Below are 14,897 nucleotides of genomic sequence, written 5' to 3' on the forward strand. Positions count from 1 at the left end.
GTTCAGAATGCATTAAATGATATGACCGGTGGCGGCACGCTCTTGATTAGAGGTACGTGCTTGGTTTCGGCTGCACTGACGATCGCATATGACGGCATCCGGATCGTGGGCAGCGGGATTATCTCTTCCGGCTTCTATATGACCAGCGCTACGGCGGACTTGTTCGTTACGACGACAGCACTGCGCAGCGTAGAGTTCCACAATTTCAATGTGTGGTCGTCCGTCACAAAGACGGCAGGAAGCGTTTTCAATCTTGTGAACCCCGCGCGGTTTGTTTTTAATCGCATTTTCGCGGGCGATCGAACGACAGTGGCAGCGCAAGGCAGTCGCCTTTACAACGTGCTGTATATGGCTGGGTGCGATGACTGCCTAGTGACCGGCTGTACGTTTGCTGGCTTCAGCAATTACGCCGTTGCCGTGTATGGATCGGCAACGGCTCAATCAGAACTCCGCTTGACTGGCGGCACACGCATTAGCGTAGGCAATATCGGCGTCTTGGTCGGCGGCAATTTTGGCGGCATGTATCTTGGCGAAGTGTCGGTAGATAGCTGCGTCAAAGACGTGGTGATTTCGCAGGCATTGAGCGCGACAATCAATCGTGAAATCTTTCTTGGGGACATGTGCGTTCTTGACGCCTGTAGCGATACCTGCTTGGAAGTGCAGGCCAACGGGTGCGCCATATTGCAATTGACCGGTGCGTGGCTTGCATCTGCTGGCAAGTACGGCACTCCCAGCGGCAACCAAACTTGCTGCAACATTCTGCCGACGAATCCCGCGCTTCGGTTCATTGCCTCGGGCGCGCACTTCTACAATGCTGCGAACACTGGCCTAGCAATCAACGGGTGCGCTACCGCGAACATATCCGGGTGTCAGTTCGACTACAACACGACTTACGGCATCAATCTCGCGAACAGCGCAGTTACCTCCGCAGCCATTTCCGGGGGCAGAGCGTTTAACAACGGCATAGGCATTAACATCGCGACGGGCGTTCCAGCGTTCTCAGTGATCGGAATGGATTTGACGGGGAACTCGACGGCAACTGCGATTTCTCCAGCGCTTGCTTATAACCGGTTCATTCAAGGCTGCTATGGCTACACGTCTTATAACTCAGGTCAGGCGACATTAAGCACGTCCAGCGCCTCCACGACGGTTACGCATGGCTTAAGCGGGACGCCATCAATAAATGACATCACGCTTACTTTGCTGACCGGCACCAATGCAACGTGGTTTGCGATCACGGCGGTGACAGCGACCACTTTCACGATCACGGCATCTGCCGCCGCGACCAGCACGGTCACGATGGCTTGGCGCGCTCAGTTGCCGAGAGTGTAGCGACGAAGAATGGATACCGGGGAAATCCTAAAGCTACTCGGCGGCTCTACGGTCGGGGGCGGCGTGCTTGCGACTCTTGCGTATGCCGCCGTCAAGATGGCGATCCCCGCATTTGCAAAGGCGCGCCTCGATTCCAGTTCGCTGGGCGTTGCCGAGAAGCTTATCGAGTCGCTGCAAGAGCAGAACAAAGCGCAGGCTGAAGAGCACCGCGCGGCGATGGTGCGCGCTGATGAGGCACTTAAGGCAGAGAGAGACCGTGCAGATGCAACGCGCAAAGTCCTAGAAGAGACCACCGCTGAACTCTACAAAGTCAGAGAGCAGCTTAGTCATTTAACCAATGAAAACATCAAACTCGCAGGAAAGATAGCCGAGCTTGAGCGCAAAATGAACGCCCATCCGGGGGTGAATGATGCCCTTTAAACCCAGCCCGCGCGCGCTTGTCGCGGTGATTATTTCATGCATATGCGGCGTGCTGCTTTGCGCGGCCACTATCGGCTTCGGCGTTGCGCAGTATGTTGATCAGCGGCGCATGTCTGCGATCGTACTGAATGCCCAGGCGCGCGAAGATGCGCACCGTTTAGAGATAGAGAAAGTCCGGCTTGAGGCGGCGCAGGAGTGGCAAAAGAGAGTCGATTCGGCAAGCCGGGACGACGCGCAGCAGATACAAGACATCCAAGACCTGAAAGCGCAGAACGCCGTGCTGATGAAGTCTCTCGACCGTCTTGCCCGCTCAAGTGAGCAACGCGTTATCGCTGCGGCCAAGATTCAGAACAAGCTTGATTCTGTGGCGACCAAGGTGGAGCAGGTGAGCGATGCAACGCCGGGCATCAAGAAAGCAACTGGCGACATCAACAAAAAAATCGAAGATGCAAACCGGAGGTTGAAATGATCCGTGCTTTTTCCCTTGTGTTGCTCTTGAGTCTTTCCGCGTGCATGGCACAGCCGAAGCGCACGTATCATCCGCCGCGCACGAAATGCCCCGATCTGCCGGTGCTGCCGAACCCGGCGACAGAGGCAGACAAGGATCAGTGGATCGAACAGATGGCCACACTTTACCCGCAGTGCGCGGCTTCGCGCCGGGTGTTCCTGAAGACTGATACGGAGAGCAAATAATGGCCGTCATTGTGGTGCCGTGGTGGAGAAAAGTAGCGAAGCAGTGGTCCACGTGGCTGCACGCCGCTGGCCTCGTTATTTTTCTGGATGCCAAAGCCATCTCAGAATTCTTGTACGACAACCTGCCTGATATCTGGCGTCATATCCCTGACGATCTTCGCGGCACCCTAGCGCATTGGATTCCGGGTGGCATCTCTGGAGCGATCCTCGCCGCAGGTCTTGTCGTCAAGTTCACCACGACGCGCGCCGCACTGGATCAAGCCAGAGCCATTGGTGCCACGCCAGAACCCATCCAGCCTCCACCACCACCCCCAGCGCCATGACTCCATTACCAATGACCCCTCAGACGTTCCTCGAAACCGCCGTGCTTCCGGCGCTCGACTTATTGCCGTCTCAGATGAATTCGCCGGAAGCGCAAGTGATGCTCGCCTCGATTGCGCAACAAGAAAGCGGGCTCAAGACGCGGACGCAGTATAACGGCGGTCCGGCTCGAGGACTGCTGCAATTCGAACTCGGCACACAAGCGTCGAAGGGCGGCGTGTGGGGCATCTATCTGCACCCTGCATCGCGGTACTGGCTCAATAGCCTCTGCCAGGATCGAGGCGTCCAGTTTGACCCGGTCGCGATCTATAACACGCTTGCAACGGATGACATCCTTGCCGCTGGCTTGGGCCGTCTGGCGTTATTTGTCGATCCCAAGCCGCTTCCATCGCTTTCGGACAAAGTGGGATCGTGGGCGCTTTATCAACGCGTCTGGCGTCCTGGCCAACCCCGGCCAGACACGTGGCCCGATTATTACTCCGCTGCCGTCTCGGCAGTCGAAGCGGTGGCAGCATGAGCCCCTATGTCATCACCGGCCTGGGTGCCGGAATTCTAGGGATCGCGCTTGGTGCAGCGGGCATGCATTACACGATCGATGCCGCGCAACTGGCCGGTGCGCACGAGGCGCTTGCTTCTGAGAAGGCAGCGCACGCTCGAGATAATGAGCAAGCGGCAGTCAACCTCAAGGCTGTGTCCGATACGGCGGCGCAAGCGAGCGCCGCCGCCATCGCCAAGCAAACATCGATGCAGCAAGCAAATGATTCAGCCCAGGCAACTATTGCCAAACTCCAGGGAGAAAAAAATGCCGCCGATCAAAAGTATCGTTCCGCTCTTGCTGCTGGCACTGAGCGCGTGCGCGTCGCAGTCCGATCCTGTCAAGCCGACAGTCCAGCCGGTGGCGGTACAGTGCCCGGTAATCCCCAACCCGCCAGCGGAGGCGATGACAGCGCCGCCCACGCAGACCTCGACCCAGCGGTTGCAGAGCGCGTTTTCGGAGTCACTGCCGACGACCAGCGCGAAATAGACAAGCTTGTGAAATTGCAAGCTTGGGCCTGTACAGTGAAGGCGGACGCGCCGGGGTGCGCGAAGTAGCCAAATCCCGCATGTCACAGTGTGCCGTAAATGTCCCGAGGCACCTAAATGTCATGCGATGATATGGTGGATTTACCCGGATTTTCTCTTTTTCACGAGGCGTAACTTATTGATTTCTTTACCATCGCTTTTCGAGTTATGTTTTGTGATTCCAGTTGCCGTGGGTTCGAGTCCCATCAGCCACCCCAAAGAATTCAAGGACTTAAACGATTCGTCGCTTAGGTCCTTTTCTTTTTTATTCCACACATCAAAAGGTGGGTGTAGATCGCCGATCGGAGGTCACGCCAGCGCCACGCATATCGTCACCTCGTTGACACCTGCTTTTCCTGCGATATCGGCAATTGAATGGTGCCGTCACGTGTTTCCGCAATGTCCCGAGGAAAAGCACCGCTGCCGATGGTAGTCAAGAATTGCGTGCTCGTGATCTCGCGGACCGAACGTGCCAGGCACGCCTATTCCGAATACCTGCCTGCTGCATCAAGGTATTGTTGCTTATTTTCAATGTGACACCTTTTGTCTGCCTGCGACCTCGTGGATCTTTTTGATGTGATGCTTCGTTGCAGCCTCGCTATCATGTAAACAACATCCAGTAAGACGGCGCGAGCATCCGTTACCGAGAAAAAAGCAGTCCGATCGTCTGGTTGAACGAGGTGACGTCATCCTCTTGGCCTACGGATTCGAGCATTTGCTTCCCTACGCCGCTGACTGCTTCGAAAAGCTGCTCGCGATATGTGTCTGGCTCCTCATGCATATTGATGTGGCCGTTAAGCAGAATTTGCAGTATGAGCGCCTGCGCAGTCTGATTCAGGCGTAATTCTTTAATGTCGTTGTCCATGCGTGTCTCTTTTGGATCGGTATTGAAGCCCGGATTTTCGCACGAAGCGTGATGAGTGAGCGACTTGGAGATATGCTGCGCGCTGTATCCAGATGTATATTTGGAGACAGCGTCAAACGACCGTTTGTATTTGTAGCGCCGTGGCCACGCAATCGCCAATATCGACCTATTGCAAGCGAGTTCATAAATTATATGTTTGGTACAAACATATAATAAATATTCATTCAGCGACGGGTGATCGCGTCGCCGCTAGCTCCGATGATCTCTCGTAATCTCACGTTGGATGATGCGGCAGGGATGTTGTATATCAAGGGCTTGGATTTTCCCATTTTGATTAAGTGATGTGCCTATTGAAAGAAAATTTCAAATTTCATCAGCATCTGAAATTTATTTCAATGAATTTTTATTGATTGATTTTAGTATAATTAATTGTTCAATTAAAATATAAAATTGGTTTACGGGCTTATTGGTATTTTTATGGCTTTAAATAAATTTCAGGTCGGATTTTTTTGAAGAGGTAAGAATTAATTTTTTTGAATTTAATTTATTTAATAGATGTTCATGAAATTACAGAAATTAAGATAAACTATATTTTTGGGGATTCAAATGCGGAATCCTTTACCTATCGACTCGACCTATCTGACAAAAGCACGCATGAAACATGGGTGCTCTCGGTTTACCTAGGGTTTTCCCATCCTGATGCGTGTCCGCTGCGGTCGATGTGCCGCAGCATCGAGCCCGTTCGATCGATGCATGCATTTTCAATGCCGTCATTCACCATAGTGCGCTGTATCGATCGGTACTTTTTGCCATAGCGTACCCATACCTTCGGGTTTCTCGCGAATGCTAGCCAGGCAATAATCAGGTTCGACAATGAATGTCGTGGCAATTCAGCAACGTGAACGGCCGTCGTTATGCCGATTTATGCACTTCACGACGATTGTCGAAGTAATATTGTTCCAAGGGCGCAATGAGAATAGTGAAGTCTCAACTAATCATCATAAAGGGCGAGTCCTGATTGCAGCGCGAGAAGGGCGGGAGTAGCATTCCTGTGAATAAAGCGTTGAGACCAAAGGGCGGACACACCATATTCCAATATTGAAAGGATGTGTCCATCTACGATGTGCTACGGGAAGAACGACGGTGGGCAAATTGTTTGGTTGGGCCGCCATGAGTGCGGTAAGCGTCTTGGCCGGCGGCGTATGGCGCGTAGTGCTACTTGTCTTGCGGGAACACGCAATCGAGAGAGAAGATCCGTTAACGCACGATAAGAAAACCAGCATCGTCAAGCCGGCAACTATCACGCTGACGTCGGCAACATCGTCGGCACCTGTGAGTGATCGTCTGGTAAGCCATTAAGGCAGCTTGAAGAAGGGCCGTGCGCGGAAATGTGCACGGTCTTTTCATTTGCGTGTCAGCTTAACGCAATCCACTACGAATTATTTCAGACTCGGCTTGCGGATTGACGATGTTTTTGGCAAGTACCACCATCGCGTCATGGAGTGCATGCTGGCTTGCGCGCGACACGGCTAATGCCGCTGCGTGACAGGCCCCATCCTCGTGGTCGCTGCCGAATCCGGAGAGCGTTTCGCGAACGGTAGGTAGGCGCTGTCCTTGAGGCGTCACCGCGATATTGATTGTCACATGCGCTGTCCCCACGAATTGTGATCCGACGTGCAATTCTGGGGTAAACGCAATGTCGCTCAATACGTACCGATCCGCTGGCCCTGCCGAGTCGATATCACTGACGCCGTCGTCAACGACGACTTCCGGATAGGCTCCCATCAACGTGGCCCGTACCGAGTTAATGATTGCGTCGCCCGATTTGGACATAAACCAATAACCGGCGCAATTTCCGCCAGGGCGAAAGGCGGTCTTGGCACCTCGCAAATCCGTGGGAACGACGACAATGGCCTTTGGCGCCAGCCCAGGACCCGGTTGTGCAAGCATCGCTGCCTGTTGATAGCCTATCGGGACATCGATACATCCGCTTATCGCCAACGCCGCCGTTATCGCAACGGCGGCGTTCCTACCGCGTTTATGCAATGGCATACACCGTGGCATTGTTTCTTTTTTCAGCGGGGATGCGGCCCGCTGCGTTACATATTGCGTTTCCGGAATAGGTGGAGTCGGCATAAGTCTCTAAATAATGCTGCCCATTGGCGACGCGTTGCATAAAGACCCACGCGTGCCGCATTCTCGTCTAGGCGATATTACCGTCGGTCTCAACGCACGCAGTTGACTTCGTGCAGTCCAGTGTTCGCTTCAGTGCTCGTATGACCCCTCAGCGTTGCGCCCGCGTTCATTGGCAAGGCGGCCAAGCGGATTCAATAAAAAAAGCCATTCGATTATGGCATGTCGCGTCTTACGACGTCGGGAATACCCGATAAGAAGTGGTTACAAGCATAAGAGCACGGCTTCAACACCACGGTGTATCTTCGTACAGTACGCGTAACGAGACAGTTGAACGCATGACGATGACCTTAAAGGTGTCGCTTGTAGTGAAATAATCTACAAATAAACGCTCCAAATAACCTTCATTCTGCTTTCAACCGAGCAAATACGTCTCACTTTTCGTGTGGCTGCGTGGCAATTGTGTAAAAACCCGTAGTATCGTAAGCAACATCGTAGCAATTACGCCTCTGAAGAAAGACGCGTAGGCTGAATGGAGTTCCCCTTGTCCTGAGACTACGGCGGGCTGTCATCGGGTTTGTAAAGACAGCAACTTCGGCGTAGTTGCTGCGTGGCGAAGTCAGGATGTCGCTATTTAAATTGGATACGCAAGCAGCTATGTCGGCCTGTTCAGGGTGACGATGGACATCCCGGAACCTCCTGGAGCAAAACGGATGAAGCAAGAAGCCCTCATTGATGCGTTCGACCAAGTCGGCGCGATTTCCGGCGACGCAGTCAAAGCGCTGACAGTCGAATGGGCCCTATGGCTGGCGGGGAATTGGGAGCGTATCCCGCCGGCGGACCGAGGCATGATGGTAACCGTCGGTGGTGTCTTGTTTGATAAGGGAGCGACTTATGAAAAAGGCTTCATACCTCCCGCAAAACCGGCTATAAATGTACTGCCGGTACGAGATGGCCGGTCAAGCTAACAGGCGCGAATCGCTGGATGAGGTGGGGCGCCGCGCCAAGGATACGACTTGCCGACAAGCGCTATAAACGCAGACCGCGGGCTAATTCAAAGTGTTGTTTTAGCAAACAAATCGTGCATGCTGCCATGCGTCAGACTGGTACTGTCTCAGCCAACCGGTGGCTCATCTGTTTTCTTATCGCGCAGGTCGTTTGGCGCCATTTTTCGATTTCCATCATCTCGGTGAGGCAGTGCGCTATCCCGGTTGTCGCTGTGCGTCGTTGGGTTTGGCTTCTCAGGAGATTGCTTGTCTTCGCTCATACTATCCTCCACTTCAGGTACTTCAAAACGCAAAATTGCGTATTTTCGAACACACGCTGGGTGCCACTTTTCTGTCTCTCCAATAGAACGTCCGATAGGGCGAACAATCAGCAAACAGAAACAGATCCGAGCTAGCTTTGCAAGCGCATGACTAAGCTACCTTGTAGATAGGCAAAAACCGTACCTGAGCTCCCATTGTTGTTCACGCCAGTAGGGGGATTCTTTGCACCTATGTTTAAAGTGCATTGTCTAATTTCTACATTAATGAGGAATGCGAACAGAATAGCGCTTGAGGGTCGGGGTATATTCGGCAATGTTTAGCCGGCTGCAAGCGTTGCGACAGCTACAAGACCACCCCTCGATGCTAAGGCCGCGCGCTCATCTGCGATGCACCGGTCAATCATCCGGCAAATTGCATCTATATTACCCACCATCGTCATCCCACTGGTACGGCGATAGACGCGTACGGTAGGGCGGGGAGTCGCCGCCGCGACGGCTTGCACAGTCGGACGTAGTGCCGCAGTACGGGCGACAACAGCCCCTGCATTCATCGACTGATGCGAGGGTGTGACATCCGAATCTCGACTTACAAGGACCGGTGCCGTGGCACGTGCCGCCAGATTCGCTTTGTCGCGACATGACAGGCGACCGCGGTCTGCACGCAGGCGGCCAAAGGCGTGAATGGTGCTATCGACAGAAAACAAGCGAACGAGCCTAGACATGATGTATCTCCTTCAAAGGGGCGTCGGTCGAATAAGTCCTACCGCAATCCCTTCGAGTGCAAAGTCGGACCGTTCACGGTCAACGACAATCGTCGGGTAATCAGGATTTTCAGCAAGCAATGCAATACCCTCCGGTATGCGTTTCAATCGTTTCACAGTCACTTCGTCACCGAGACGGGCTACGACAATTTGGCCGTCGCGGGCATCGTTTTGACGCTGTACTGCAAGTAAATCACCATCCAAGATGCCGATGTCTCGCATACTGAGGCCACGCACCTGTAACAAATAATCCGGACGATTGCTGAATAAAGTCGGATCACATTGGTACTGTTGCAAAACGTGTTCCTGAGCCAAGATCGGACTTCCCGCCGCAACGCGTCCAATTAGCGGCAAAGACAACGCGGTGGCCTGAGACAGCATGCCCGCGAGTGCAACGCCCCCTCGCGGCGAGGCACGGTCTATATCTCTTGGCAACACTCCCGCCGATTCCGGCCGGGGCCGAGTTGCTGCGCGTTCATCCGTGAACGCGGCGCTGTCGTCGGTGTTTTGAACGATGCGAATGCCCCGTGACGCCCCCGGCGACAACACGATTACCCCTTTGCGCGCCAGCGCACGTAGATGCTCCTCCGCCGCATTGGCCGAACTGAAGCCGAGCGCCGTGGCAATTTCGGCGCGCGTTGGTGGAAAACCGCTGCGTTCGATTGCCTGGACGACCAGATCGAATACTTGCTGTTGGCGCGCGGTAAGCTTGAGCATGTCTCGATTTCCTGTATGCGATACTGTGATTCTATACAGTATTTTTTTTGACGCAACTATTTTCGCGGAATCCGTTGGAAAGGGTTGCGCGTCGCGCGAAAGCGACGTACGTGACACGGTACGATAAATCCGCACGAGGCAAATGGAAGCGCCTACGCAAAGGCGGCCACGGCCACGTTACATCGTTCGCGTTGTCTGGCACACTGCCGCCCTGATATACACCGCTCGCGCGCGCCGTCGCCGCGTTTCCGACTTGACCGCGATGTGATCCAAGGACTTTTCCTAATGACCGACGCTTCTTCATGCACCGATGGCGCTCTGCCAGCTCATTCCTTTATTACGAACGCCACGCCGACGCCTCGCACCGGGTGGGCCGCGCTGCCGCGGATCGTGGTGCTAACGACCGGCGGCACCATCGCTGGCGCCGCCGCGTCGGATAGTGAGTCGCTACGTTACGCGGCCGGTGCGCTGGGTGGTGACGCACTCGTCGGTGCCGTGCCGGCATTGGCACGTATTGCCACAATCGAGACCATCGCGGTGGCATCGATCGACAGCAAGGATGCGGACCCGGCATTCTGGTGCACACTCACGGCGGTCGTGCGCGCCACTCGCGCGCGCGATGACGTCGATGGCATCGTGATCACCCACGGCACCGACACGTTGGAAGAGACAGCGTATTGGCTGGATCTGCTTCTGGACGATGGCAAGCCCATCGTGTTGACGGCAGCCATGCGGCCGGCCACGGCGCTATCCGCGGATGGCCCGGCGAATCTGTTCGACGCGGTCACGTTGGCGGGCACGTGCACGGCGAAGGGAAAGGGCGTTTTGGTCACGCTGCAGAATCGCGTCCACGCGGCGCGCGATGTGATCAAGATCAGCAGTCATGCGTTGGATGCCTTTGCATCGCTGTCTGGTGGTCCGTTGGGATGGGTGCAAGACGGACGCGTTGGCTGGCTGCGCGAAGCGGCAGAAGGACATCCGGCGGACGCTGCGACCAAGATCGAGCCGGGCGCGGCGCGCGCGGCGGCGCTGTCAGATAAGATGCGCACGAGCACTTTCATACCCACCATGCTGGCGGCGGTCGAGGTGGTCGCGCAGTATGCGGGTGCATCCCCCCGGCTGGTGGAGGCACTCGTTGCCGCGGGGGTGCGCGGCATCGTCGTCGCTGGAACAGGCAATGGTACGATCAACGCCCCGATGATGGCGGCGTTGCGACGCGCGACGGCAGCGGGCGTGGTAGTGGTCAGATCGAGCCGTGCTGCCGACGTGCGTGTCACGTTGAATGCCGCAGTCGACGACGAAGCAGCAGGTTTTGTCGCGAGCGGTTCGCTGAACCCGTACAAAGCGCGCATCCGGTTGATGTTGGCGCTTTCAGTGGGTGTGGCCGATCTTTCAACGTTACGGTTGTTCTTCAGTCAAGCGTAAGGGGCCGGCGGTCGGCGAGCGCCGCACGGATGGACTGCAACTCAGCCTCCACCGCGGTGCAGGCTCGGACGTAAAGCGCCTGCATCTCTTCCCAGTCGGGTTCCGCCGCTTCGGCGCACTGTGCAATGATCGTGCTGCAGGCATCGACGAAGCGATGCAGCGCCAGCATTGCGGCCGGCCCTTTGTTATGGTGCGCGATGTCGCGTATGCGCTGCGCATCCTGCGCATGCACGGCGTCGGAAAAGGTCGGAAGGGATTTCATCACGCCCTGTTCGAAGATGTCGATCAATTTGCGCGCGAATTCCGGATCGCCAAGTGCGATCGTCATGACGGTCTCGTCTGCATTCGACGCGATCTTTCGCGGCGTGTCGGGCGGTGCTGCGATGAGAAAATGCGCGCGCAGTGTTGCCAACGTGACCGGTTTGGTCAGTCTGCCGCGCATGCCGCTGCGCAGGCATTCTTCCAGGCAACTTTCCGTATCGTCGGCGCTATATCCGATGACAGGCAATTGAGGCCATTGATCTGCGCAAGCGCGTGCCAATGCATAGCCATCTTGAATTGGCATATTGCAGTCGGTTATCACCGCATCGAACGCCACCGCCCTTTCAAGGGATGGTGGGTCGAGATAGGCTAGCGCTTGATCCACGGTCGAGGTAGTTATGGGCGTAAGCCCAAGCTGTAAAAGCTGTGTGCTTAGCAACAATAGATTGGCTTCGTGATCGTCGACGATCAAGACGTGTGCGCCAGATTGCAGGCTGACCTTAAAAGACGGGGGTGGCACTATCGGTTGCGAGGCGTGCGGATGCGATGCCTCGACGTGCGAGTGGATCATGGAACGCGGGTCCGCGTTAGGCGGAAGCATGAGCGATGCAGTGGAAAGTTTGTCCGGGCCCGATGCCCCCGTGTCAAAAGGCAGCGTGATTGAAAACGTGCTTCCCACACCGAGCTCGCTCTCCACATCGATTTTTCCCTGCATGGCTTCGATGATGCGTTTCGAGATGGCAAGCCCCATGCCGGTGCCGCCATGGCGACGGAATGTGTCGTGTGACAACTGCTGGAACGGCTGGAACAGGAGCGGACGAAGATCTTCCGGTATCCCTGGACCTGTGTCGCCAACGCTGATCGTCAACCACAGTAAGCGCGATATCGTCAGGGGCGTGTCGCTCGTGGTTGGATCGGCAGCCTTTTCCGGTGAGGGCGCTGCCGAGGCCGGCGAGGTTACGCGACTTACACGCAAAGTGATATATCCCGTCGCGGTGAACTTGATCGCGTTGCTTAGCAGATTCGTCAGGACTTGTCTTAGCCGGGACGCGTCGAACACCAACGTATTCGGTATCGTGGTGTCGCATGCCACGATGACGTCGAGGCCTTTATTCCGTGCGCTTTGCCGGAAGAAGTCCACGGCATCGTTGATCTGTGCGATGAGTGAGGCCGGGTGGCAGTCAAGGCGCAGCGCATCGACTTCCGTGCGGGCGAACTCCAATAGATCATTGAGTAACGTCATCAGGGATGTCGCGCAACGCTGCGCGACATCCGCTTGCCGTTTCAGCGGCGCGGTCGTTCGATTGTCTGCTGAGAGCAATTCCAGGACGCCTACGATGACATTCATCGGCGTACGAATTTCGTGACTCATCGCCGCCATGAACATGACCTTCGCACGGTTCGCGGCTTCCGCGTCGTCTTTGGCCTGCCGTAACGCGCGTTCCATCCGTTTGCGCTCGGTCATGTCGATCCAGCCGCCCAGCATTGCCGACCCGGGTGCCGATGCGTTTGCAACGCCAAAATCAGCACCTAATTCGCCCAAGGCGACAAGCCAATGACAGCCTTCGTACTGCTGTCCATTGATACGTAACGACAGCGTTTCGGAATAGGACTCGGCACCGGCCGCAAGCGCTGCATAGCCACGCTGTACCTTCATGCGGCTCTCGGCATCGAGTTCGTCGGCTTCATGGATCAGCTTGTTGCGCATTTGATCGAGCGTCTTGTTCGTCAGTTGCAGCATCGCCAGGTTGCAGTCAACCATGACGCCTGAGGCATCCCGTACGTAGCTCGGGATCGGGTTCGCATCGATGAGGCGGCGCAGGAAAGCGATGTGACGATTGAGCTTGGCTTCGTGATGGTGTTTGCGCCGGATACGCAGGCGAAGGTTGTAGTTCCAGGCAACGATGCCGCAACCGATGGTGAGCGCCGAGCCGATCGTCCATGCTAATACATGCGAGTCGATACGGTGTCCGCTCGGCGTGGCCGAGCCGGCATACCAATGAGACCGGAAAGCATGCAATGTGTCGCTTGGAATCGTGCCAAGCGCTTCATCCACGATCCTTGCCAGCATTGTGTCGGCCTGACGCGTGCCGAACTGAATCGGGATTGTCGTGGGCCCGGTCGTGCCACTCAGACATAGGCCGTTCTTGGGGGGGATCGACAGCAGGTAATGGGCCGCATCGAGGTAGATGATAGCCGCGTCCGCGCGCCCGGCACGCACGTGTTCCAATGCTTGCCGCTCGTCGTTCGCATACACCAGGTGCTCGCCCTGCAATTGGCGCGCGGCCAGGTATTCCGAAATTGGACGTCCGCGCGTCAAGGCGATTCTTTTGCCATGCAAAGTGCTCGGATCGGACAAAGGTGCGATCCCGCATGACGCAACGATAGCGCCCGTCGCATACAGAAATGGGCGTGTGATCCGTTCGTTCGCTTCGACGGGAGCCCGCGTGGGGTGGCCAGTTTCAGGGTAGCGACGTACATCGGTTGGACGATCGCTTCGAGTGGTCAGAAAGAGGTCGGCTTCCCCGCGTTGCACGACCAGCCGGGCCGTATCGGGCGCATCGACATACACGGGTACGAAACGCAAACCGGTCCGGGCACCGACCATTTCCAGAATGGACGCGATCAAGCCACTGAACTGTCCGTATTCGTTCGCATACGCCATCGGGACATTGTTGATCGGCACCGCAATCCGGATTTCCGGGTGCGCCACGATCCAGGCACGGGCTGCCACGTCGAGATTGATCCGCGCCGCACCATGCGTGGCCACGGGATGATTCCAGTAACGGGCGATATCCGCGCGCAGTGCCGCCGATTGCGCGCGTAGCGCCGCGTCAATACTCTCCAATAAACCACTCCCGGATGCCGCGTCCTCTCTTGCCATGAAGCGGTAGCGCAGCGGCACTCGCGGCATCAACCGATGTGCTTGAAGTTCACTGAACAACGGTGATGGCATGTAGGCTTGCAAGGCATTGGCATCGCCCAGGAACGCGTCGATATGCCCCAGGGCAACGTCGCGCAGGCCGTTGTATTGGGTGTCGACATAGATCCACGTGTCGATGGACACTGATTTTGGCAGCGTCTTGCGCAATATGTCGTGGGGGATCAGGCCAGGGATGCTGGCGCGTCGCATGGCGCCGGGTTCCGGTAGTGGATGGAGGCCGGGGAGTTGCCGACGAGAAACCCATGCCGCACTTGATTCATGAAAGGGGTCGCTTTGCGCCATGCGCTGCCCTTGCGTCGTCGGAGATGGCGCGCAGCGGCCATTGCCAGTGGCAGCCGACAGAGCGCCAATACCTGCGCCCGCGGGTGTCGCTGGATCGCTACCTGGCATATGAAGTCCCGCGGCGAGGTCGATCCGCCCTTCGCTGAGGGCCGCTGTCAAGGCTTCACCGGTTTCGAACGAGTAGATGTCCCAGTCGATCCCCAACTGATGTTTGAGTATATGCAATTGGTCGGAAATCACGCCAGTCAGCGTGGGGTAATCCGGGTCGACGATGATTATTGGCTGGTTGCCGCGCAGGACACCTATGGTAAAACGACCGCTGGGATGAGGCTGTAGCACGGCCAACTTGCCGCGCGCAAGGATGACTGCATCGGAAGGCATGCCGAGTTTTAACGCACGTGCTTGGTGCAAGAC

At 56.2% G+C, this 14,897-nt stretch carries 16 protein-coding genes; 10 read left to right on the plus strand and 6 right to left on the minus strand.

Features of this window, described 5'->3' with window-relative positions; translation table 11 throughout:
- The 7 genes from WM40_RS24450 to WM40_RS30405 all read left to right on the plus strand — a co-directional run.
- A partial coding sequence (locus WM40_RS24450; RefSeq protein WP_046154259.1) for a hypothetical protein occupies positions 1-1,332 on the plus strand: 1,332 nt, incomplete at its 5' end.
- A gap of 9 nt (positions 1,333-1,341) precedes the next feature.
- Positions 1,342-1,752: a hypothetical protein gene (locus WM40_RS24455; protein WP_046154260.1), complete on the plus strand. Its 411-nt coding sequence runs from the start codon at positions 1,342-1,344 to the stop codon at positions 1,750-1,752.
- The gene (locus tag WM40_RS24460) at positions 1,742-2,221 is read left to right on the plus strand and encodes a hypothetical protein (RefSeq protein ID WP_157685950.1); all 480 of its coding nucleotides are present in this window, start codon (positions 1,742-1,744) and stop codon (positions 2,219-2,221) included. The genes WM40_RS24455 and WM40_RS24460 overlap by 11 nt, the downstream gene beginning before the upstream one ends.
- Positions 2,218-2,445 (plus strand): hypothetical protein, encoded by a 228-nt coding sequence (locus tag WM40_RS24465; RefSeq protein ID WP_157685952.1) that lies wholly within the window; start codon positions 2,218-2,220, stop codon positions 2,443-2,445. Before WM40_RS24460 ends, WM40_RS24465 begins: the two co-directional genes overlap by 4 nt.
- Positions 2,445-2,768, plus strand: a complete 324-nt coding sequence (locus tag WM40_RS24470; RefSeq protein ID WP_046154263.1) for a DUF7940 domain-containing protein — start codon at positions 2,445-2,447, stop codon at positions 2,766-2,768. The genes WM40_RS24465 and WM40_RS24470 overlap by 1 nt, the downstream gene beginning before the upstream one ends.
- The gene (locus tag WM40_RS24475; protein ID WP_236693683.1) at positions 2,765-3,283 is read left to right on the plus strand and encodes a hypothetical protein; all 519 of its coding nucleotides are present in this window, start codon (positions 2,765-2,767) and stop codon (positions 3,281-3,283) included. Before WM40_RS24470 ends, WM40_RS24475 begins: the two co-directional genes overlap by 4 nt.
- Positions 3,280-3,858 (plus strand): hypothetical protein, encoded by a 579-nt coding sequence (locus WM40_RS30405; protein WP_046154265.1) that lies wholly within the window; start codon positions 3,280-3,282, stop codon positions 3,856-3,858. The genes WM40_RS24475 and WM40_RS30405 overlap by 4 nt, the downstream gene beginning before the upstream one ends.
- Before the next feature lie 610 nt (positions 3,859-4,468).
- On the opposite strand, the gene WM40_RS30410 is transcribed toward WM40_RS30405, so the two are convergent.
- Complete coding sequence (locus tag WM40_RS30410) at positions 4,469-4,693, minus strand: hypothetical protein (RefSeq protein ID WP_157685193.1); 225 nt, start codon at positions 4,691-4,693, stop codon at positions 4,469-4,471.
- 1,143 nt (positions 4,694-5,836) lie between these two features.
- Between WM40_RS30410 and WM40_RS24490 the strand changes: the two genes are divergently transcribed.
- Positions 5,837-6,052: a hypothetical protein gene (locus WM40_RS24490; RefSeq protein ID WP_157685954.1), complete on the plus strand. Its 216-nt coding sequence runs from the start codon at positions 5,837-5,839 to the stop codon at positions 6,050-6,052.
- Positions 6,053-6,112: 60 nt separating this feature from the next.
- Here the strand turns inward: WM40_RS24490 and WM40_RS24495 are convergent, their stop codons facing one another.
- Positions 6,113-6,745, minus strand: coding sequence for a hypothetical protein (locus WM40_RS24495; protein ID WP_046154268.1), 633 nt, complete (start codon positions 6,743-6,745; stop codon positions 6,113-6,115).
- Positions 6,746-7,539: 794 nt separating this feature from the next.
- Here WM40_RS24495 and WM40_RS24500 point away from each other — a divergent pair.
- Positions 7,540-7,794, plus strand: a complete 255-nt coding sequence (locus WM40_RS24500; protein ID WP_024905496.1) for a hypothetical protein — start codon at positions 7,540-7,542, stop codon at positions 7,792-7,794.
- Between the two features lie 146 nt (positions 7,795-7,940).
- On the opposite strand, the gene WM40_RS30770 is transcribed toward WM40_RS24500, so the two are convergent.
- The 3 genes from WM40_RS30770 to lexA form a co-directional block, all read right to left on the minus strand.
- Positions 7,941-8,093 (minus strand): hypothetical protein, encoded by a 153-nt coding sequence (locus WM40_RS30770; protein WP_164468532.1) that lies wholly within the window; start codon positions 8,091-8,093, stop codon positions 7,941-7,943.
- A gap of 317 nt (positions 8,094-8,410) precedes the next feature.
- The gene (locus WM40_RS30415; protein WP_157685194.1) at positions 8,411-8,815 is read right to left on the minus strand and encodes a hypothetical protein; all 405 of its coding nucleotides are present in this window, start codon (positions 8,813-8,815) and stop codon (positions 8,411-8,413) included.
- Positions 8,816-8,827: 12 nt separating this feature from the next.
- On the minus strand, positions 8,828-9,571 hold the full coding sequence (gene lexA, locus WM40_RS24505; RefSeq protein WP_024905497.1) for a transcriptional repressor LexA: 744 nt from the start codon (positions 9,569-9,571) through the stop codon (positions 8,828-8,830).
- Between the two features lie 285 nt (positions 9,572-9,856).
- Between lexA and WM40_RS24510 the strand changes: the two genes are divergently transcribed.
- Positions 9,857-10,996, plus strand: a complete 1,140-nt coding sequence (locus WM40_RS24510; RefSeq protein WP_082103194.1) for an asparaginase — start codon at positions 9,857-9,859, stop codon at positions 10,994-10,996.
- Here the strand turns inward: WM40_RS24510 and WM40_RS24515 are convergent.
- On the minus strand, positions 10,983-14,864 hold the full coding sequence (locus WM40_RS24515; protein ID WP_046154269.1) for an ATP-binding protein: 3,882 nt from the start codon (positions 14,862-14,864) through the stop codon (positions 10,983-10,985). The genes WM40_RS24510 and WM40_RS24515 overlap by 14 nt on opposite strands.
- Positions 14,865-14,897 lie beyond the last annotated feature (33 nt).

Origin of the sequence: Robbsia andropogonis (assembly GCF_000970345.1) — a bacterium.
Taxonomy (GTDB): Bacteria; Pseudomonadota; Gammaproteobacteria; order Burkholderiales; family Burkholderiaceae; genus Robbsia; species Robbsia andropogonis.